This window comes from Verrucosispora sp. ts21 (assembly GCF_002879555.1).
GTDB classification, from domain to species: Bacteria; Actinomycetota; Actinomycetes; order Mycobacteriales; family Micromonosporaceae; genus Micromonospora; species Micromonospora gifhornensis.
In genome coordinates this window covers 46856-65945 of record NZ_PNOZ01000028.1, presented here as the reverse complement: position 1 = coordinate 65945, position 19090 = coordinate 46856, and the positions used below count along the sequence as shown (strand labels likewise).

Annotated in this window: 17 protein-coding genes; 11 read left to right on the top strand and 6 right to left on the bottom strand. The window is 71.6% G+C overall.

All coding sequences use genetic code 11. The annotated features are described in order from the left end of the window. Positions 1–6 precede the first annotated feature (6 nt). Together C1A38_RS14610 and C1A38_RS14605 are read left to right on the top strand one after the other, a co-directional pair. Positions 7–444, top strand: coding sequence for a hypothetical protein (locus C1A38_RS14610; protein WP_102658385.1), 438 nt, complete (start codon positions 7–9; stop codon positions 442–444). A gap of 78 nt (positions 445–522) precedes the next feature. Next, a complete protein-coding gene (locus C1A38_RS14605) occupies positions 523–987 on the top strand; it encodes a hypothetical protein (protein WP_102658369.1) in 465 nt (154 codons plus the stop codon). Positions 988–1079: 92 nt separating this feature from the next. On the opposite strand, the gene C1A38_RS14600 is transcribed toward C1A38_RS14605, so the two are convergent. Next, positions 1080–2048 carry a GNAT family N-acetyltransferase gene (locus tag C1A38_RS14600; protein WP_102658368.1) on the bottom strand — a complete coding sequence of 323 codons (969 nt, stop codon included), beginning with the start codon at positions 2046–2048 and terminating at the stop codon, positions 1080–1082. A 79-nt stretch (positions 2049–2127) separates the two neighbouring features. On the opposite strand from C1A38_RS14600, the gene fdxA reads away from it, so the two are divergent. Beyond that, positions 2128–2454 (top strand): ferredoxin, encoded by a 327-nt coding sequence (gene fdxA / locus C1A38_RS31810; RefSeq protein ID WP_007464872.1) that lies wholly within the window; start codon positions 2128–2130, stop codon positions 2452–2454. Beyond that, entirely contained in the window at positions 2451–3560 is a 1110-nt protein-coding gene (gene dapC / locus C1A38_RS14590; protein WP_102658384.1) for a succinyldiaminopimelate transaminase, read from the top strand. Before fdxA ends, dapC begins: the two co-directional genes overlap by 4 nt. A 65-nt stretch (positions 3561–3625) precedes the next feature. Here the strand turns inward: dapC and C1A38_RS14585 are convergent, their stop codons facing one another. Beyond that, a complete protein-coding gene (locus C1A38_RS14585; protein ID WP_102658367.1) occupies positions 3626–5470 on the bottom strand; it encodes a M48 family metallopeptidase in 1845 nt (614 codons plus the stop codon). Positions 5471–5711: 241 nt separating this feature from the next. Here C1A38_RS14585 and C1A38_RS14580 point away from each other — a divergent pair, with 241 nt between their 5' ends. From C1A38_RS14580 to C1A38_RS14570, 3 genes are read left to right on the top strand one after another with little or no spacing between them, the layout of a single operon-like run. Next, the gene (locus C1A38_RS14580; RefSeq protein WP_102658366.1) at positions 5712–6728 is read left to right on the top strand and encodes a prephenate dehydrogenase; all 1017 of its coding nucleotides are present in this window, start codon (positions 5712–5714) and stop codon (positions 6726–6728) included. A gap of 52 nt (positions 6729–6780) precedes the next feature. After that, entirely contained in the window at positions 6781–7425 is a 645-nt protein-coding gene (locus C1A38_RS14575) for an SIMPL domain-containing protein (protein WP_102658365.1), read from the top strand. Continuing rightward, entirely contained in the window at positions 7425–8072 is a 648-nt protein-coding gene (locus tag C1A38_RS14570) for a nucleoside/nucleotide kinase family protein (RefSeq protein WP_102658364.1), read from the top strand. Before C1A38_RS14575 ends, C1A38_RS14570 begins: the two co-directional genes overlap by 1 nt. On the opposite strand, the gene C1A38_RS14565 is transcribed toward C1A38_RS14570, so the two are convergent. Next, the gene (locus C1A38_RS14565; RefSeq protein WP_233196830.1) at positions 8049–10631 is read right to left on the bottom strand and encodes a hypothetical protein; all 2583 of its coding nucleotides are present in this window, start codon (positions 10629–10631) and stop codon (positions 8049–8051) included. The genes C1A38_RS14570 and C1A38_RS14565 overlap by 24 nt on opposite strands. A 140-nt stretch (positions 10632–10771) precedes the next feature. Continuing rightward, positions 10772–11329 (bottom strand): sugar O-acetyltransferase, encoded by a 558-nt coding sequence (locus C1A38_RS14560; RefSeq protein WP_102658362.1) that lies wholly within the window; start codon positions 11327–11329, stop codon positions 10772–10774. Between the two features lie 136 nt (positions 11330–11465). Between C1A38_RS14560 and C1A38_RS14555 the strand changes: the two genes are divergently transcribed. Further along, positions 11466–14801, top strand: a complete 3336-nt coding sequence (locus tag C1A38_RS14555; protein ID WP_102658361.1) for a S8 family serine peptidase — start codon at positions 11466–11468, stop codon at positions 14799–14801. A gap of 75 nt (positions 14802–14876) precedes the next feature. Here C1A38_RS14555 and dapD read toward each other — a convergent pair whose 3' ends face one another. After that, positions 14877–15836 (bottom strand): 2,3,4,5-tetrahydropyridine-2,6-dicarboxylate N-succinyltransferase, encoded by a 960-nt coding sequence (dapD, locus tag C1A38_RS14550; RefSeq protein ID WP_013735779.1) that lies wholly within the window; start codon positions 15834–15836, stop codon positions 14877–14879. Between the two features lie 83 nt (positions 15837–15919). On the opposite strand from dapD, the gene dapE reads away from it, so the two are divergent. Further along, on the top strand, positions 15920–16993 hold the full coding sequence (gene dapE / locus C1A38_RS14545) for a succinyl-diaminopimelate desuccinylase (RefSeq protein ID WP_102658360.1): 1074 nt from the start codon (positions 15920–15922) through the stop codon (positions 16991–16993). A 67-nt stretch (positions 16994–17060) separates the two neighbouring features. Here dapE and C1A38_RS31375 read toward each other — a convergent pair whose 3' ends face one another. Beyond that, positions 17061–17213: a hypothetical protein gene (locus C1A38_RS31375; protein WP_199180208.1), complete on the bottom strand. Its 153-nt coding sequence runs from the start codon at positions 17211–17213 to the stop codon at positions 17061–17063. Between the two features lie 140 nt (positions 17214–17353). Between C1A38_RS31375 and C1A38_RS14540 the strand changes: the two genes are divergently transcribed. Together C1A38_RS14540 and C1A38_RS14535 are read left to right on the top strand one after the other, a co-directional pair. Then, positions 17354–18190: an LOG family protein gene (locus tag C1A38_RS14540; RefSeq protein WP_102658359.1), complete on the top strand. Its 837-nt coding sequence runs from the start codon at positions 17354–17356 to the stop codon at positions 18188–18190. Positions 18191–18194: 4 nt separating this feature from the next. Further along, complete coding sequence (locus tag C1A38_RS14535; RefSeq protein ID WP_102658358.1) at positions 18195–18740, top strand: LOG family protein; 546 nt, start codon at positions 18195–18197, stop codon at positions 18738–18740. Positions 18741–19090: the final 350 nt, after the last annotated feature.

The following is a 19090-nucleotide window of genomic DNA, read 5'->3' as shown; positions in this document are numbered from 1 at the left end:
GCCGCGATGTCCGTCGCCCCGCAGGAGCAACTGCCGCCGCCGCCTCGGTCCGCGCGGGTGTCGCGGTTCCTCGACGTCGGGCTGCGGGTTGCCGGCGGGGTCGTGGTCGTCGTCGCCGGTGCGGTCACGGCGGTCCTGGAGTTACTGCTCGCGCCGCTGCGGATCGGCGGTTACCTGGTCGGCCTGGCGGCGCTCGTGGCGGTGGTCGTGAACGTCACGCTGAGCTGGTTCGCCATCGAGGCGGTGGGGCGGCGCTGGGCGGTGGCCCTGCCGGCGGTGCCCTGGGTGGTGATCATGGTGGCCGCCGCCGATCGGACCAACGAGGGTGACGTGCTGCTGATCGGCAACTGGGTCGGGTTGATCCTGGTGGTGGCCGGCGTGATGGCCTTCGCGGTGATGGCGTTCCGGTCGATCGTCGCGGGGCCTGTGGCATCCGGTCGGTGACGCCGACACGGCGCGAGTGGTAGATATTCCTGCCAGGAGTCCGCCACGAGGGCGGACGGGTACGGCGGGAGGCGTGCGATGGGTCAGCGGTGGCGCGCAGTCGGAGCATTGACGATTGCGCTGTTCGCAGTCAACGTGGTCGCCCGGTTGATCATCCGGTTCGGCTTCGACGGTGACGAGGCGGCCGCCGACCGAGTGACGCTCGGGATGTTCGTGGTGATCGGGTTGATCCTGGCGGGGACCGCGGTCGCCTGGGGGCAGTCGCGGCCACCGGCGCAGTGGGGCGTGGAGGTCGCCGCCGCGATCGGCATGGCGCTCGCGCTGACCATGCTGGTGGGGCCGTTGCTGGTCGGCCAGAACCCGTTCGGCGGTGGCAGCGCCACGTTCTTCTGGCAGATCCTGCTCTACCTGGTGGCGACGAGCCTCGGCGCGATCCTGGGTCACCTGCTGCTCACCACGCTGGGCCGGGACTACCGCTCGCGGCGGCTGCAGCGGTACGCCGAGTCCGGCGGGGTCAAGCCCCGCCGCATCGTGCGCCGCTGACGACCGCCGTGCGCTGGCGACCGCCGTGCGCTGGCGTGGGCGACTGCCGTGCGCTGGCCTGGACGCCCGCCGGGTGCTGACGCTGACGCTGGTCAGCCTGGGGTGAAGCGGGTGCGGTAGGTGTGGTGGGTGGTGAAGCCGAGCTTGCGGTAGAGCGCGACCGCGGCGGTGTTGTGCTGCTCCACCTGGAGGAAGGCGTCGGTCGCGCCCGCCGCCTCGGCCCACCGGCCCAGCGCCCGGGTCACGGCGGTGGCGTGACCCTGACCACGGGCGGCGGGCAGCACCTCGATCAACGACAGCCCCAGCCAGCGGCCCTGCCCGGTCACCGTGCCCCGGCCGACGGCCACCAGCGTCCCGTCGACGTACGCGTGGGCGAAGCGGACCTGGTCCACGGCGGTGAGCACGTGCCGGGCGGCCGCGGGTAGCCCGCCCTTGCGGCTGGCCGCCACCGCGAGCCACTCGTCCGAGGGTGCCCCGGCAAGCTCGATGACGGCCGGGCGCGCGTCCTGCGGTGCCGCGTCGGGTGGGGTGGTGAGGACGGTCAGCCCGACGGTCTGCACCAGCACCGGCGGGCGGCTGTCCCAGCCGCGCCTGTCGAGTTCGGCGCCGACCGGTGCGGCCAGCGGCAGGGGAGTGGTGACCAGCGGCGGCTGGCCCTGGTCGGCGTACCAGCGCTCGACCGCGTCCAGCGCGGCCGGCAGCGGTCGGTCCGGATCGCCGACCGGGAGGGCGGAGTTGGCCCGTCCGGTCCAGCCGTCGGCGGCTCGCAGCAGCCAGCCACCGAGCCGGGCGCGGGTGGGTGCCGGCCAGGCCTCGTCGGCGGCGAGTTCCACCTCGATCACGGCGTCGGCCGCCGGGCGTCGCGTCGGCGGTACCCGTTTCGCGCGGTGCACCTCCGCCATCGGGACGCGCAGCTGCCCGGTACGGGTGGTCAGGGTGAGGTAGGAATCGGTCACTTCGACCAATTCGCCGAGAGCGTCGGAGAAGACCGGACGACCGGCGCGGATGCCCACCACGCGTCGGACCACGATCCGGTGTCCTAAATCCTGCTCTCCGAGCACGATCGACCTCCTCCCCGACGAGATACTAGGCTCTTAGCGTCGCGGGTGATCGCGGCGTGTCTTGCGGAGGAGAAGACCGGTGACCTACATCATCGCCGAGCCGTGCGTGGATGTGCTCGACAAGGCATGCATCGAGGAATGCCCGGTCGACTGCATTTACGAGGGCAATCGGATGCTCTACATCCACCCCGACGAGTGCGTCGACTGTGGTGCCTGTGAGCCTGTCTGCCCGGTAGAGGCGATCTTCTACGAGGACGACGTTCCGGAGCAGTGGAAGGACTACACCGGCGCCAACTACGAGTTCTTCGAGGACCTGGGCTCGCCCGGGGGTGCTTCGAAGATCGGCAAGGTGGAGAAGGACGCGACCTTCGTCGCCGCGCAGCCGCCGCGCGGCGAGGGGCACTGAACCGGCCCGCGCCGGTTTCGGCACGGCTACCTGATTTCACCTGGGACACCCTGGACGCCGCGGCCGTACTGGCCGCGGCGCACCCGGGCGGCTTGATCAACCTGTCCATGGGTACGCCTGTCGACCCGGTCCCGGAGGTGATCCAGCGGGCGCTGGCCGACGCGGCCGACGCTCCGGGTTATCCGTTGACGGCCGGTACCGTCGCGCTACGGGAGGCGATCACCGCCTGGGTGATCCGCTCCTGTGGTGCCCGGCCGGACGGGCTCGGGGTGCTGCCGACGATCGGCTCGAAGGAGTTGGTCGCCTGGCTGCCCACCCTGCTCGGGCTGGGGCCGGGCGACGTGGTGGTGGTGCCCTCGGTCGCCTACCCGACCTACGAGGACGGGGTTCGGCTGGCGGGGGCCACCACCGTACGCGCCGATTCGTTGACCGCCGTCGGGCCGACCTCCCGGGTACGCCTCGTCTGGGTGAACTCTCCGGGTAACCCGACCGGGCAGGTGCTGCCGGTCAGCCACCTGCGCAAGGTGGTGGACTGGGCGCGGGAGCGTGGCGCGGTGGTCGCCAGCGACGAGTGCTACCTGCCGTTGGGCTGGACGGCGCAACCGGTGTCGGTGCTTGCGCCCGAGGTCTGCGGCGACTCGTACGACTCGGTCCTGGCGGTGCACTCGCTGTCCAAGCGATCCAACCTCGCCGGCTACCGAGCGGGATTCGTGGCGGGCGATCCGGCCCTGGTGGCGGAGCTGCTCAAGATCCGCAAACACGCGGGGATGATCGTGCCGGCACCCGTGCAGGCGGCGATGGTGGCCGCCCTGAGTGACGAAGAACACGCCGCCGAGCAGCGGGAGCGCTACCGCGCGCGACGCGAGACGCTGTGGTCGGCCTTCACGAACGCCGGGTTCCGGGCCGAGCATTCCGAGGCGGGGCTCTACCTCTGGCTGACCCGCGACGAGGACTGCTGGGACACCGTCGACTGGCTGGCCCGACGGGGCATCCTGGTCGCCGCCGGTGTCTTCTACGGTCCCGGTGCCCGCCAGTACGTCCGGGCCGCGCTCACCGAGTCCGACGAGCGGATCGCCGCCGTCGCCGCCCGCCTCGCCGAGCTCTGACCGACCCGCACGTTCCTCCCCGCCGATTCCGCTGACCTGCCGGATCGGCGGGGAGGACGGCGCGGTCAGGCGCCGTTGATGCGCTCGAAGACCCGCAGCAGGTTGTCCCGGCTGCGGCGCTCCAGCAGGATGCTGCCGTAGAGCTCCTGCAGGGCGAGGACGCGACCGTCGTGCAGGGTCACCTCGGCCTTGAGCGGGATCTCCCTGGTCACCGTCACCGACGTCACCTCCTCGTAGGGGAGGAACTGGTGCCAGCGAGCGAGTTGCGAGATCGGCGTCGACTCCAGCAGTTCGGTGAGCCGCTTCTCCCCGTCGCGTGCCTTGCCCGGGTCGCCGACCATGATCAGGCCACGGTCGAGGATCAGCAGGTCGTGCTCCGTACCGTCGATCTTCACATTGCCGATGGCGCCGATCACCCCGGCGTTGTCGGCGTTGGCCCGGGCCTGTACGACCGTCGCCACGGTCACGTCGACGCCGAGTTCGGTAAGTCGGGCCACCGCCTCGTCCAGGGTCTGCGGGTCGACGGCGAGCTTGGCGATCTCGGCGAGGTCCAGCGGTTCGCCGTCGACGCCGACGAACTGCGCCGGACCGGTCCAGGAGAGCAGCCAGCGGGCGCGGCCGGCACGGATGGCGGCGTTGCTCAGCAACAACTCCATCGGCCCGGCGAACCTGACCGCGGCCTCCTCGCCGGTGGCGTCGTCGAAGAACTGTTCGGCGAATTCGCCGAGCCGCCGGTCCCGTACCAGGTCGAGGACGGTCGTCAGGCCCGGCGTGGCCACGCCGGTGAACCGGCCCGCAGCCCGGTAGATCCCGTCCACCTGACGTTGCTGGCCGGCGGTGATGGCGGCGTGGGTGAAATCGGGCCACGGCAGCACCTGGCGGTCGCCCTGCTCGATCACGATGCTCTGCAGTCGCCGGCCGGCGCCGGCGACGTCGGTGAGCATGCTCGCAGCCGGACGTTCGTCAGCTGCCCCGGCGACGAGCGGCAGCTGTGCCATCGCGTCGATCCGGATGCCGATCGGCGGGTGGGTGTCCCAGCGTGACGTCTCCCGGTCCGGCGTCTCCTCGCGGAGCTTCTCCAGCTGCTCCCGTCGGCCCTGGAGCAGCTGACCGAAGCCACCGAAGAGGTCGTCCGGCGCCAGCCCGGCCTCCCAGCCGGACTCGACGTACGCGCCCATGTAGAAGTTCCAGGCGGAGTCGAGCGCGGGCAGGCTACGCAGCGCGGAGGTGGCCGCCTCGTGGCCGGCGAGCTGGACCGACGCGCGGTCGGCCTCCAGTTCCTGACGCCGCGAGGCGGCGTTGTCGACAAGCAGGTAGAGCTTGGCGTAGCCCTTGAAGATCCAGCCGACCGGGTTGCGGGGCTTGATCCGTTCGATTGTGGTGCCGATCGCCACCCGGCCCCGGTAGGCCACTTCGCCGAGGCGGGTGTGCTTGCCCGAGTAGTGACCCAGTTCGTGGGCCAGCACCGAGCGGAACTGGTCGACCCGCAGCCCCTGCAGCAGAGGCAGACCGACGTAGAGCGTGCGCCGACCACCGACCAGGCCCAGCAGGCGACTCTCCTCGCCGACCGCCGCGTTCACCTCGGGCACCAGCCGGATCTCGTCCGGCGCCCGGGTGCCGACCGCGGTGGCCAGCTCACGAACGGTGGACCAGAGCTGGGGCGCGTCCCGCTCGTCGAGCACCAGGCCGGGTGCCGGTTCGTGGCTGGTGCGGATCGCCTTCCAGAGCCCGACGGCCACCGCGCCCAGCGCGATGACCAGCGGCAACATCAGCTTGGTGGCCACCAGGCCGTTGCCCCTGCTGGCGATGAAGTAGAACAGCGCGCCGACGGCGACCAGCTGGAGCAGCGCGACCACGTAGAAGCCGATCAACATGAGAACCGAGGCGAGAGCCCGATAGGTAGCTGCCATGAGTGTCCTCCCCCGTGCAGAATCGCCCGTGCCGGGCGGTAGCGGAGGAAAGCTATTGGCTTGATCGACTTCTTCGATATCCCCCGTACGGCCCAACATCGCGCCGCCTCGATCGGGCAGGTGTCGTTGTCGCAGGCCCACGACGGCGGGCCGACACCGACTGGTCCGGGCGATATCCTCGGCCGGGACTGTGCGCGGGGCCGGACGGGTCCGCGCCCGACACGGGACGCCGAGGTACGCGATGGTGGTCAGGGCCGGCGCAGGACTGCGCGCGGCGGTGCTCGGCACCGGTCTGATCGGCGGTTCGGTGCTGCTCCGGCTGCACGCCGCCGGGCTGGACGTGATCGGCTGGGACCCGGACGAGGCGACCCGCAGGCAAGCTCGGGCGCTCGGCGTACCCACCGCCGACCTGATGGCCGACGCGGTGGCCGACCGGGACGTGGTCTTCCTCGGCGGGCCACTGCCCACCCTGCCGGCGACGCTTGTCGAGGTCGCCGGGCTGACCGGCGAGGACTGCCTGCTCACCGATGTCGGCAGCACCAAGGCGGAGTTGGCGGCGTTCGCCGCGGCGCAGGGCCTCACCCACCGGTTCGTGCCCGGTCATCCCATGGCCGGCACCGACCGGGCCGGGCTGTCGGCGGCGGTGCCGGACCTGTTCGCCGGGGCCGCCTGGGTGCTCTGCCCGGCCCGCGACGGACTTGCCGCGTTCCGTCGACTCACCGCCCTGATCACCGAGGTCTTCGCCGCCCGGGTGGTGCCGATGGCGGCGGACCGACACGACCGGGTGGTCGCGTTCGCCTCCCACGTGCCGCATCTGCTCGCCGGGGCGTTGGCCGGTGCGGCCGAGCGGTCCGCGCTGCGCGACGCGGTGCTCACCCTGGCCGCGGGCAGTTTCCGCGACGGCACCCGGGTGGCCGGCACCCCGCCGCAGCGGACGACGAACATGCTGCGGGGCAACCGGGCCGAGGTGCTGGCCGCGTTGACCGAGGTGACCGGCTACCTCGACGAGTTGTCCAGGGCGCTGCGGGACGACGAGCCCGAACTGCTCACCGCCCGGTACGCCGAGGCCGCCGCCGCCCGTGCGGCGTTGACCGACCGGCCCCACGCCGAGCAGGAGCTGTCGTTTCCGCTGGCCGGTGCGCCCGCCGACGAGGTGGCCTGGTTGGGTGCGCTGGGTGCGGCCGGTGGGCACCTGAGCGCCTGCCGGGTGGACGACGACGTCGTCTCCTACCGGGCGCAGCGTCCACGACCGGCCTGACCTACGGTCGCATCGGTGGGCGTGGCGCAAGCCCCGCCGCTAGGGTGAGGGCATGGTGGACGGACCGGTGGTGACGGTACGCGGCGAGGCCTACCGTGAGGTCGATCCCGAGGTCGCCCAGTTCACGGTCACTGCGCTGGCCCGGGACCGCGACCGGGAGGTCGTCCTGACCCGGCTGGCCGAGCGGGCCGCCGCGATCCGGGTGCTGCTGGACGCCGCCGAGTCGTCGATCGACCGTCGGGAAACCGGGGACCTGCGGGTGCGGCCCGAGACCCGGCGCTCCGGCGAGCGGGTGGTGGCCTGGCACGGTTCGGTGGTGACCACGGTGACGGTCACCGACTTCACCGCTCTCGGCGAGGTGATGCTGCGCCTGGCCGATCAGGACCAGGTCGCGGTGGCCGGTCCGTGGTGGTCGTTGCGCCCGGACAGCCCGACCTACCGGGCGGCCCGCCACGATGCGCTCACCGACGCGGTGCAACGCGCCCGCGAGTACGCGGAGGCGCTCGGTGCCCAGGTCACCGATCTGATCGAGTTGGCCGACGAGGGCGGCAGCGTCCAGCCGCAGATGATGCGGATGGCGTTCGACGCCGAGACCAGCGCCGGCGGCCCGCCTCAGCTGGACTTCGACCCGCAGCCGCAGCAGGTGCACGCCGCCGTGCGGGCCCGGTTCGCGATCACCCGGCCGGCGCTGTCCTGATGCCCGCCGCCCAGGTGTTGCCGGTCGAGGAGTTGCTGGCCCGGGCCCGTACGCTTGCCGACGCCGGTCCTCGTCAACTGCTCGGCATCACCGGTGCGCCAGGCGTCGGCAAGTCCACCCTGGCCGCGCAGGTGGTGGCGGCCCTCGGCCCGGCCGCCCGGCTGGTGCCGATGGACGGCTTCCACCTGGCCCAGGCCGAGCTGCACCGACTCGGCCGGGCCGCGCGCAAGGGCGCGGTCGACACCTTCGACGCCAACGGTTACGTCTCGCTGCTGCGTCGACTCAAACGCAAGGAGCCCACCTCGGTCTGGGCGCCCGAGTTCCGCCGCGACCTGGAGGAGCCGATCGCCGGGGCGATCGAGGTGCCGCCGGAGGTCCGGCTGGTGGTGACCGAGGGCAACTACCTGCTGGTCCCGCAGTGGCCCTGGGACGAGGTGCGTTCGTTGTTGCACGAGGCGTGGTTCCTCGATCTGGACGCGGAGCTGCGGCACCGGCGGCTGGTCGACCGGCACGTCGCGTACGGACGCTCCACCGAGGAGGCGCAGGCGTGGGCGCTGGGCAGCGACGAGGTCAACGCCGCGCTGGTGACCGGCACCGCCGACCGGGCCGACCTGGTGGTACGCCTAGCCGAGCCCCCGCCGGGGTGACGGTACGGCCCGGCGGAGCAGCCAGGCCACCCGACTGCGTTCCCGCTGGAACTCGGCGGCCTCCGGATAGCCGCTGTGGCTGCGGATCGGCGGGTCGGCCACCTCGCCGTCGCTGGGGTGCAGCGCCTCCGGGTCGGTGACGGGGACGTCGCGTTCGCCGGCGCTGACCGGCCAGCCGAGCGGGTCGGTGTCCCGCCAGAAGTTCGTCCAGCCGATCGAACCGCACGAGCGGGTCAGCGCCTCGGTCAGCACCGGCAACCGGTCCGGTCCGAAGTACGCCGGGAAGATCCGGCCGTAGAGGCGGGTCAACTGGCAGCCGTACGAGAAGAACCAGATCTGTCGCCGCCAGCGCTCGGGCAGTTGGAGCAGGACCGCGGTGCAGATCACCGTGCCCTGGCTGTGCCCGGACAGGATGATGCCGTCCACCCGGCGGGGGTCGTGTTCGGCAAGCGCGAGCAGGCCGGCGGTGCGGGTGAGCAGTTCGGGTACCGCGCGCTCGGCGTAGCTGGGCGGGGCGAGCGGGTGCGCGGCGCGGGGCCAGAAGGTGCCGACGTCCCAGACCACGCCGACCGACCGGCGGACGGTGTTGTTGCGGTAGACCAGCAGACCCATGGCGGCGATCGTCACCGGCAGCCAGCCGAGCAGTGCGTCGCCCAGGTCGGCGACCAGCTTGATCATCACTGCGGAACTGCCGGTGGCCGGGTCGGGGTGCGGCGGGGCGGGGGAGAGGACGGCGACACAGCCGACGACGGCCAGCACGAGCAGCGCGGCGGCGTACCAGCCGATCAGACCCAGCGCGTGTTCGCCGACCAGCCGATGCAGGGCGCGGTGGGTGCTCACGTCCCGGCCGCGGCGCAGATCGTGGGCGGAGAGCGGCCCGCTGGCCGCCAGCTTGGCGTACTCCGTGCGGTGCAGCCGGCGGAACAGCACGATGGCACGGATCACGATCACGGTCAGCATCAGCAGCGCGGCACCGAAGAGCAGCCCGCCCCAGGTGACCGGCGTCGGTGGGGTGACCGGTGCCGCGCCGCTGGGGACGCTGCCGCCGTTGAGCCGGTTCGTGACCCAGTAGAGCAGCCCGGCGCAGTAGGCCAGGCAGAGCAGCCAGCCGAAGCCGGCGATGACGGCGGGTGCCTGGCCACGCCAGGTCAGGTCGGTGTACGGGCCGAGCGGCTGCTTGCCTTCGGCGATCCGGGTCCGGGGCAGCAGCAGGCCGGCCGCGGCGAGCAGCAGCAGCGGCAGGGCGATCTGCCAGACCTCCAGTGGTGCCGCCGGGACGGCGGGTAGCCAGCCGTGGCTCCAGACGGCGCCGGCGACCAGCAGCACGGTGGCGACGGCGGGGGCGGCGCCGCCGCGGCGGCCGGAGCGGGAGGTCGCGCCGATGGCGATCAGCAGCAGCAGTTGACCGGTGACGAACCAGGCGGCGATCCGGTCGATGCCGGGCAGCGAATGGTCCTCCAGGCAGCCGGGCTGGGTGGGGAGGTTGGCGCAACCGGGTGGCGGGCGTAGGGCGGCGAGCGAGGCGCCGGTGTCGGGCAGCATCAGCACCAGGACGGTGCCGGTCAACCCGGTCACGGTGAGCACGATGACGGCGATGCTCCACCGGCCGAGCGGGGTGGCCCCGTCGCGCCGGGTCAGGCTGGGCAGGGTGAGCGCCACCAGGGTGATCACCACGACCGCGACGAGCACCAGCACGCTGGTCCAGGCGATCACCGCCTGAATCCCGTGCGGCGGGCTGAGCACCAGGACGGTGCCGAGCGGGATGGCTGCCGCGACCACCGTCCCGGTGCACAGGTGCAGGACGGCGGCCCGGCGTAGTTGTCCCTCGCCCCACCAGAAGGTCGGATCCTGTAGCGGACTGGCGAGTGGTCCGGCGGGCGCGGGCGGGGGTGGCGGCTCCGGCACCGGCTGTGCGTCCGGCAGTTCGGCGTCGACCGGGCCGGGTGTGTGGTGCACCGGCGGGTCCATCGGGTCGGCGGGCATCACCGCCTCGTACTGGTATGTCCGCCAGGCGACGACGCCGAGCACCGCGATCAGGGTGAGTGGGACGGTGAGCCCGGCCGCGAGCGACCGGCCGCTCTGCCGCCACCAGGGATTGGCGAGGAAGTCCCACGGCCCGGGCAGCCGGTTCAGGCAGGCCGAGTCCACGCACTGCCAGGCGATGAGGTCGACGCCGACGGTGGTCAGCGCGAACACCGGAGTGCAGGTCAGGCTGAGGCAGAACATCCGGATCAGCCAGGCGGTGATCCCGGACCGGCTGGCCAGCCGTTCGGTGTTGGGGTCCGGCGGGATGCCGGGTCGGGCGTGCAGCGCCACGTTGGCGAGGGTGAAGGGCAGCAGCAGTGTCCACAGTGCTCGCTCGACGTCGCGTGCCGTCCGTGCCCCCGAGGTCAACTGCCCCCAGCTGTACGCCTCGACCGCGATCGGGTCGAGCGGCGTGCTGGTGGCGGAGCGGTAGAAGCCGGTGATCGGGCCACCGGCGACGAGTTGCGGTGCGGCGGCCTCGCCGCCTGGGGTCGAGCTCAGTCCCAGGGTGTCGGCGGGAGGCGTGTTGGACACTCCGTGTACGCGAAGTTCGAGAATCCGGCCGCCCACAGTGACACCTCCCGGTGATAGCTCCAATACCCAGAGTGCTTGACTTCTGGGTCGAGTGCCAACCGCCAGGACGGTATTTGTGCAGGTAGAAGTAGTTGTCTGGGTCAGCCGATCTGGCGTACCGGTCGGGCGGGGTTACCGACCGCCACGACGTTGGCCGGCAGATCCCGGGTCACCACGGCCCCTGCGCCGACGACCGTGTTGTCACCCACCGTCACTCCAGCGAGGACGATCGCGCCACCGCCCAGCCATGCGTTGTCGCCGATGGTGATCGGTCGGGCCGCCTCCCACTTGGCGCGGCGCGGCTCCGGCTCGACCGGATGGGTCGGGGTGAGCAGTTGCACGTTCGGGCCCACCTGCACGTCCGCGCCGAGGGTGATCGGTGCGACGTCCAGGAAGACCGCCTGGAAGTTGACGAAGCTGCGTGGTCCGATCCGGATGTTGTAGCCGTAGTCACAGTGGAACGGTGGGCGGATCCAGGTCTCCTCGCCGAGGTCGCCGAGCAGTTCGCGCAGCACGGCCAAGCGGGCCTCGCGTTGGTCGACGGAGCCGGAGTTGAACTTCTCCAGCAGGCGCAGGGCGCGCAGGTGGTCGGCGATGAGTTCCGGGTCGTCGGCGAGGTAGGGCTCGCCGGCCAGCATGCGCTCCTTCATGGATCTCATCGGCTGATCATGCCGCTCGGGTGCGCGCCGCGTACTCAACTTCGTCGAAATTCTGACTCCCTTTTGCATACTCGGTATGCAACCCTGGTTTCATCGATGTCCTCACATCGATAGACGTTCTCTAGAGGAGGATCAGTTGCAACGAAGGAGCAAACTGACCGCCATCGGGCTGAGTCTGGCCCTGGTGCTCGGGGTGCCGGGGGCGGCCGCAGCCACCCCGCCGGGGCCAGCCGCACCGCAGTCCGCCCAGCTCACCGCCCGGCCGGCTGCGCCGGGACAGTCGACCGTCACGCTGATCACCGGTGACCGGGTCACCGTCAGCGCGTCCGGAGCGGCGAGCGTACGCCCGGCCGAGGGGCGGTCCGGCATCCGCTTCCTCACCCAACGGCAGCAGGACCACCTCTGGGTGGTGCCGCAGGACGCCCTGCCGCTGATTCGCGACGGTCGGGTCGACCGTCGACTGTTCGACGTGGCCGGTCTGATCGCCACCGGCTACGACGACGCCCGCCGGGACCATCTGCCGCTGCTGATGACCTACCAGGCAGGGGTTGCGGCCCGTCGCGCGGCCGCCCCGGACGGGGTGACCGTCACCCGTGACCTGGCCGCCATCGGGGGCGTCGCGGCCACCGCCGACAAGCGGGGGACAAGTGAATTCTGGGCGGCCCTTGCCGGTAGCGCCGCCGCTCGGCACGACGGTGCGGGGGGTGTCGAGCGGGTCTGGCTCGACGGTCGGCGGCAGCTGACCCTGGAGCACAGCGTGCCGCAGATCGGTGCGCCCGCCGCCCACCAGGCCGGTTACACCGGCCAGGGGGTCCGCGTGGCGGTGCTGGACACCGGCGTCGACGCCGCCCACCCGGACCTGGTCGGGCGGGTCGCCGAGGCACAGAACTTCACCGAGGAGGCGGACGCGGGCGACCTCGTGGGGCACGGCACCCACGTCGCGGCGACCATCGCCGGCAGCGGCGCCGCCTCCGGTGGGCGCAACCGGGGCGTGGCCCCGGACGCGACACTGCTGAACGGCAAGGTCTGTGAGGAGTGGGGCTGCACCGAGTCGGCCATCCTGGCCGGCATGCACTGGGCGGCTGTCGACCAGCAGGCAGATGTGATCAACATGAGCCTGGGTGGGTCGGACAGCCCCGCGATCGACCCGCTGGAGGAGGCGGTCAACACGTTGACCGAGCAGACCGGCGCCCTCTTCGTGATCTCGGCCGGCAACAGCGGCCGGGCCGGTTCCGTGGGCTCGCCGGCCAGCGCGGAAGCCGCGCTCGCCGTCGGCGCGGTGGACCGCGACGACGAACTCGCCTACTTCTCCAGCCAGGGCCCGCGCGTCGGCGACGACGGGCTGAAGCCGGAGATCACCGCACCCGGGGTGGACATCGTCGCGGCCCGGGGAGCCGGCACCGAGCTCGGCGAGCCGGTCGGGGAGCACTACGTCACGCTCTCCGGCACCTCGATGTCCGCGCCGCACGTTGCCGGTGCGGCGGCCCTGCTCGCCCAGCAGCGCGGCGACGCCACCGCGGCACAGCTCAAGGGCATCCTCATGGCCTCGGCTCAGCCGCATCCGGACCTGACCGCGTACCAGCAGGGCGCCGGCCGGGTCGACGTGGCGCGGGCGATCAACCAGTACGTGGTCAGCGAACCGGCGAGCGTCTCGCTCGGTCGTACCATCTGGCCGCACGACGACGACGAGCCGGTCACCCGGGAACTGAGCTGGCGCAACACCGGCGCTACGGCGATCACCCTGGACCTGACCGTGCAGGCCACCGGCCCCGGCGGGCAGTCGGCCCCGGACGGCATGTTCTCGCTCAGCACCCAGCAGGTCGTGGTGCCGGCCGGTGGTACGGCCTCGGCCACCGTCACGGCCGACACCAGCGTCGACAGCCCGGACGGCCACTACACCGGCCGGGTGCTCGCCAGCTCCGGCGACACGGTGGTGACCACCCCGCTGGCAATCAACAAGGAGGTGGAGAGCTACGACGTGACCCTGAAGCACCTGGGTCGCGACGGTGCCGTGGCAGGCGATCACTTCACCTTCCTGCTCGGGCTGGCGAACTTCGACGAGTACGTCGCGTACGACCCGTCGGGTACCTCGGAGCTCCGGGTGCCCAAGGGCCGGTACGGGCTGGTCAGCTACCTGTTCGACGAAGCGACCGAGCAGGTGACGATGATGGCCGGGCCGGAGTTGGAGGTGAAGCGGGACACCTCGGTGACCATCGACGGACGCAAGGCGGGCGCGGTACGGCTCACCGTGCCGGACCGTTCGGCGACATCGGCGCTGGCCGCGGCCGAGGCGACCTTCCTGCTCGGCGACCTCGGCGCAGCCAGCTTCGGTGCGCTCGGCGACGACTTCAGTGGTATTGCCATCGGGCAGCTCGGCCGACCGGTGCCGGCGGACCGTTTCGTCAGTTCGGTGTCGAGTCAGTTCACCGACTGGGAGGCGGCGAACAGCACGTACTTCTACGGGCTGGGCGAACAGTTCCCGGGTCGGCTGCCCAACGGTCTGACCAAGCACTACCGCTACAGCGACCTGGCCAAGGTCACCCACCGGTTCCAGGGTGGCTACTCCGGGACGTTGGCCGAGCGAGCCGTCTACCCGGTCTTCGAACCGGACCTGGGCGGCTGGGCGGCCGTGACGAGGGTCGCCGTGCCGGGACAGCGGGTCGAGTACTACAACACCAAGCAGGTGCGCTGGTTCGGCGAACTGGCGTTCGGTACGCCGGTCGAGGACCTGCCGTGGCTGGATCTGGTGGCCGCCTACTGGTCCGAGCCGACGGCGTACCGGGCCGGTCGGCACTACCAGGAGACCTGGAACGGTGCACCGTACGGGCCCTCGCTCCCGACGCCTCGGTGGCCGGACGACGGCGTGACCCGGCAGGGTGACGTGATCGGGTTGGCCCTGGGGTTGTACCACGACGCGGCTGGTCACGTCGGCGGTTCGGTGACGGACGCCGGGCGTACCGCGTTGTATCGCAACGGCAAGCTGGTCGGGGAGAGCGAGGAGTACGGCTGGGGGCAGTTCGAGGTGCCGTCCGGTACGGCGAACTACCGGCTGGAGACGTCGGCCAAGCGCAGCTTCACGGACCTGAGCACCGAGGTCAGCGTGGCGTGGACCTTCCGGTCCGGCCATGTCCGGGGTGACAAGTACGCGCGGCTGCCGGTCAGCGTGGTCCGCTTCGCGCCTGCGTTGGACGCGCGGAACTCCGCACCGGCCAATCGGGCCTTCGTCATCCCGATCGAGGTGCAACGTCAGGCGGGTGCCCCGAAGGGGCGGACCACGTCGCTGACCGTCGACGTCTCCTACAACGGTGGGAAGACCTGGCAGAAGGCGAAGGTGACCAAGGCCGGCAGTGGCTGGCAGGCGGTCGTGAAGCACCCGCGGGGCACCGGTCACGTGTCGCTGCGGGCCAGCGCCCAGGACAGCACCGGCAGCACGGTGACCCAGCGGATCATCCAGGCGTACCGCCTGCGGTGAACCGCGCGGCAGGCGTTCGTTAAGAGGGGCCCCTTCCTATACGCGAGGCGTTAGGAAGGGGCCCTTCCTTACACCTCAGTCGTTGGCGTGCAGGGCGGCGTTGAGTTCGATGCCCCGGCCGGTACGCGGGCGGGCCTCCAGCGCGCCGTTCACCGAGTTGCGCCAGAACAGCAGCCCGTCGACGCCGGAAAGCTCCCGGGCCTTGACCACCCGACCGTCCGGCAGGGTGATCTTCGAGGCGGCGGTGATGTAGCAGCCGGCCTCGACCACGCAGTCGTCGCCGAGCGAGATGCCGATCCCGGCGTTCGCCCCGATCAGGCTGCGCTCGCCGATGCTCACCCGGTCCGTGCCACCACCGGAGAGGGTGCCCATGATGGAGGCGCCGCCACCGATGTCCGAGCCGTCGCCGACCACCACACCCTGCACGATGCGACCCTCGACCATCGAGGTGCCGAGCGTGCCGGCGTTGAAGTTGACGAAGCCCTCGTGCATGACCGTGGTGCCGCTGGCCAGGTGCGCGCCGAGGCGGACCCGGTCGGCGTCGGCGATGCGCACCCCGGAGGGCACCACGTAGTCGGTCATCCGGGGGAACTTGTCCACCCCGTACACGGCCAGGTGACGGCCGGCGGCCCGCTCGATGACGCGCAGCTCGTCCACCCGCTCCGGCGGGCACGGCCCGGCGGAGGTCCAGGCCACGTTTGCCAGCTTGCCGAAGATGCCGTCGAGGTTGAGCTGGTTGGGCCGCACCAGGCGGTGGGAGAGCAGGTGCAGCCGCAGGTACGCGTCGGCCGCGTCCTTGATCGGGTCGGCCAGCGAGCCGATCACCGTCACCACCTGCACGGTACGCAGACCGGGCAGCGCCCGGTCGCCGAGCGCTCCCGGCGGCAGATCCAGTACGTCGGCCTCGTCCTCGCCGGGCACCAGCGGCAACTCGCCCAGGCCCAGCTTGCCGGTCGGGTACCAGGTGTCGAGCACCTGGTCATCGGCGGTGACGGTGGCCAGGCCGATGCCCCACGCGGATTCTGTCGACGTCACGTACTCACCTCTCGTTGCCAGCTGCTCACGGGCTCACGGGCTCGCGTCTCGCGGTAGCCAGTTGTGACGGTACCGTGCGGACCATGGAGAACCCGCTCACCCCCGAGGTCCTCGCCGATCCGGTGGCGTTGACCCGTGCCCTGGTCGACATCGAGTCCGTGTCCCTCAACGAGAAGGCCATCGCCGACTGTGTGGAGGAGGTGCTGCGGGCGGTACCGCACCTGAGCACGTACCGGCACGGCAACACCGTGATGGCCCGTACCGACCTGGGCCGGGGCTCGCGGGTGGTGCTGGCCGGGCACCTGGACACCGTTCCACTGAACAACAACTTCCCGTCGACCATGCGCGGCGACCTGATGTACGGCTGCGGCACCTCGGACATGAAATCCGGGGTGGCCTTCGCCCTGCACCTCGCGGTGACCCTGGCCGAGCCGCGCCACGACGTGACGTACTTCTTCTACGAGGCGGAGGAGATCGAGTCCCGGTACAACGGGCTCACCCTCGTCTCCGCAGCACATCCGGAGTGGCTCCAGGCCGATTTCGCGCTGCTGCTGGAGCCGACCCACGGGGTGGTGGAGGCCGGCTGCCAGGGCACCATGCGGGCGACGGTGGTCACCACCGGCGTCCGGGCCCACTCGGCCCGCTCCTGGCACGGGGTCAACGCCGTGCACGCCGCCGGTGACGTGCTGCGCCGGCTCGCCGAGTACCAGGCCCGACGGGTGACGATCGACGGCTGCGACTACCGCGAGGGGATGAACGCGGTGCGCATCCACGGTGGGGTCGCCGGCAACGTGGTGCCGGACCGGTGCGAGATCGAGGTCAACTACCGCTTCGCGCCGGACCGTACGCCGGCCGAGGCCGAGGCGCACCTGCGCGAGGTGCTCGCGGGGTACGAGCTTGCGGTGACGGACTGCGCGCCTGGCGCCCTGCCGGGGCTCGACGCCCCGCCGGCGCGGGAGTTCCTGGCGGCGGTGGGTGCCGCCCCGATCGGCAAGCTGGGCTGGACGGACGTGGCCCGCTTCGCGGCGCTGGGCATCCCGGCCCTCAACTTCGGCCCCGGTGACCCGAACCTGGCCCACCACCCGGACGAGCACGTGGAGATCGGCAAGATCCGCGAGGGCGCGGCCATCCTGCACAGTTGGCTTGCCGGCGCCTGAACCTGGTTCGTCGAACGCCCGAACCGTCGGTTTGCCGGCGTCTGACCGGAAGGCTTGTGCCTTTCGGTCAGACGGCGGTGAGTTGGGAGTCGGTGGCGGGTTCGGCGTCAGGCTCGGGAGCGGTTTCGAGCAGCCGCTCCCGGCGACGCTCGGCCACCACGTCGCGGATGCGCCGCTGCATCTGTCGCCGGATCCGGATCCGTTCGTTGTTGTTGATCACGCGTTGTCTCCTCCCCCGAAGCCGCGCGCCGGGGCATACCCGGTATGTGAATAGTACGACGCCTGGGAAAGCGATTTGGTTGCACAAGATCACAAAGTGTTTGCCGAGTTCTGCGGCCCGGCTCCACTACGGTTGCTCCCATGGAGCAGAGCAACCACCGCGAACCAGGACGGGAGCGGCATCGAGGCGCCGTCACGATGCGCCGGCAGGCTATTCCCACCAGCACCGCCGACCAGGGGCTGCTGGATTCGCGGGCCCGAGCCGACTGGCGGACCAAGGACTCCTGGCGTGCGTTGCGCATCCTCTCCGAGTTCGTCGAGGGCTTCGACACCCTCGCCGACCTGCCGCCGGCGGTTAGCGTCTTCGGCTCGGCCCGCAGCAAACCGGACAGCCCGGAGTGCCAGCTCGCCGAGGCGGTCGGCGCGGCCCTGGCCCGGGCCGGCTACGCGGTGATCACCGGGGGTGGCCCGGGCGTGATGGAGGCGGCCAACCGGGGCGCGAGCGAGGCCGGCGGACGCTCGGTGGGCCTCGGCATCGAACTCCCCTTCGAGCAGGGCATCAACGAGTGGGTCGACCTCGCGATCGACTTCCGCTACTTCTTCGCCCGCAAGACCATGTTCGTCAAGTACGCCCAGGCGTTCGTGGTGCTGCCCGGTGGCTTCGGCACCCTGGACGAGTTGTTCGAGGCACTCACGTTGGTGCAGACCGGCAAGGTCACCCGGTTCCCGGTGGTGCTGATGGGCAGCGACTACTGGCGGGGGCTGCTCGACTGGCTGCGCGACACCATGGCGGTGGAGGGCAAGATCGGCCCGGTCGACCTCGACCTGATCCGCGTCACCGACGACATCGCCGAGGCGGTGCGGCACATCGTGGAGGCCGAGGCCGCGCTCAGCACCGAGCAGGAGGTGGTACGCGAGGAGGCCGTGGCCCGTACCGCCGCGGACCAGCAGGCGGCGGCAGAAGAGTCGGAGCGCTGACCGAGTGGCTGCGATCTGCGTATTCTGTGCCTCCTCCCGTACCCTCGACCAGCGTTGGCTGGACCTCGCCACCGCCACCGGCGCGGAGATCGCCCGGCGCGGACACACCCTGGTCAGCGGCGGCGGCTGCGTCGGAATGATGGGCGCACTTGTCGACGGGGCCCGGTCGGCCGGTGGCCGGACGATCGGCGTGATCCCGCAGGCGCTCGTCGACCTGGAGGTCGCCGACCTGGCCTCCGACGAGCTGGTGGTCACCGACTCGATGGCCAGCCGGAAGGTTGTCATGATCGAGAAGTCGGACGCCTTCCTCACGCTGCCCGGCGGGTTGGGCACCCTCGACGAACTCTTCGAGGTCTGGACCACCGCCACCCTGGCCCTGCACCGCAAGCCGATGGTGCTGGTGGACACCGACGGCTTCTACTCGCCCCTGGTGGAGTGGCTGCGCAACGTGACCGCGCAGAACTTCGTCAAGCCCGGCGGCTTCAACCTCCTGCAGTTCGCCGACACCCTCCCCGCCGCCCTGGACCTCCTCGAATCCCGCCTCACCTGACCTCCCCCTCCTGCCCCGTTCCTGCCCTTCTTGCTGTTGGGTCAGGCAGGGGTCGAGGGTGATCATGGACGGTCACGCTGGGTGGGGCAGGTGTGATGGTGCGTCGAGGTCGCGGTGTGCGTCGGAACTCCGGGGGTGTGGCGCGGCAGGGGGTGTCGCAGGCCCGTGATGGGATGTCGGGATGCAGGCGTACCGGCTGGTGCGTCGGCCCGGGGGGCCGACCGAGGGAGACGGCCCGACCGACGGGCGCTCCCCGGCGCAGGCTCTTCCGGTCGCCGACCCGCCGTCGACTGCGCCAGCGCCCACCTCGCCGCCCGCTGGTGAAGGCTCTCCCGAGCAGCCCGGCCCGA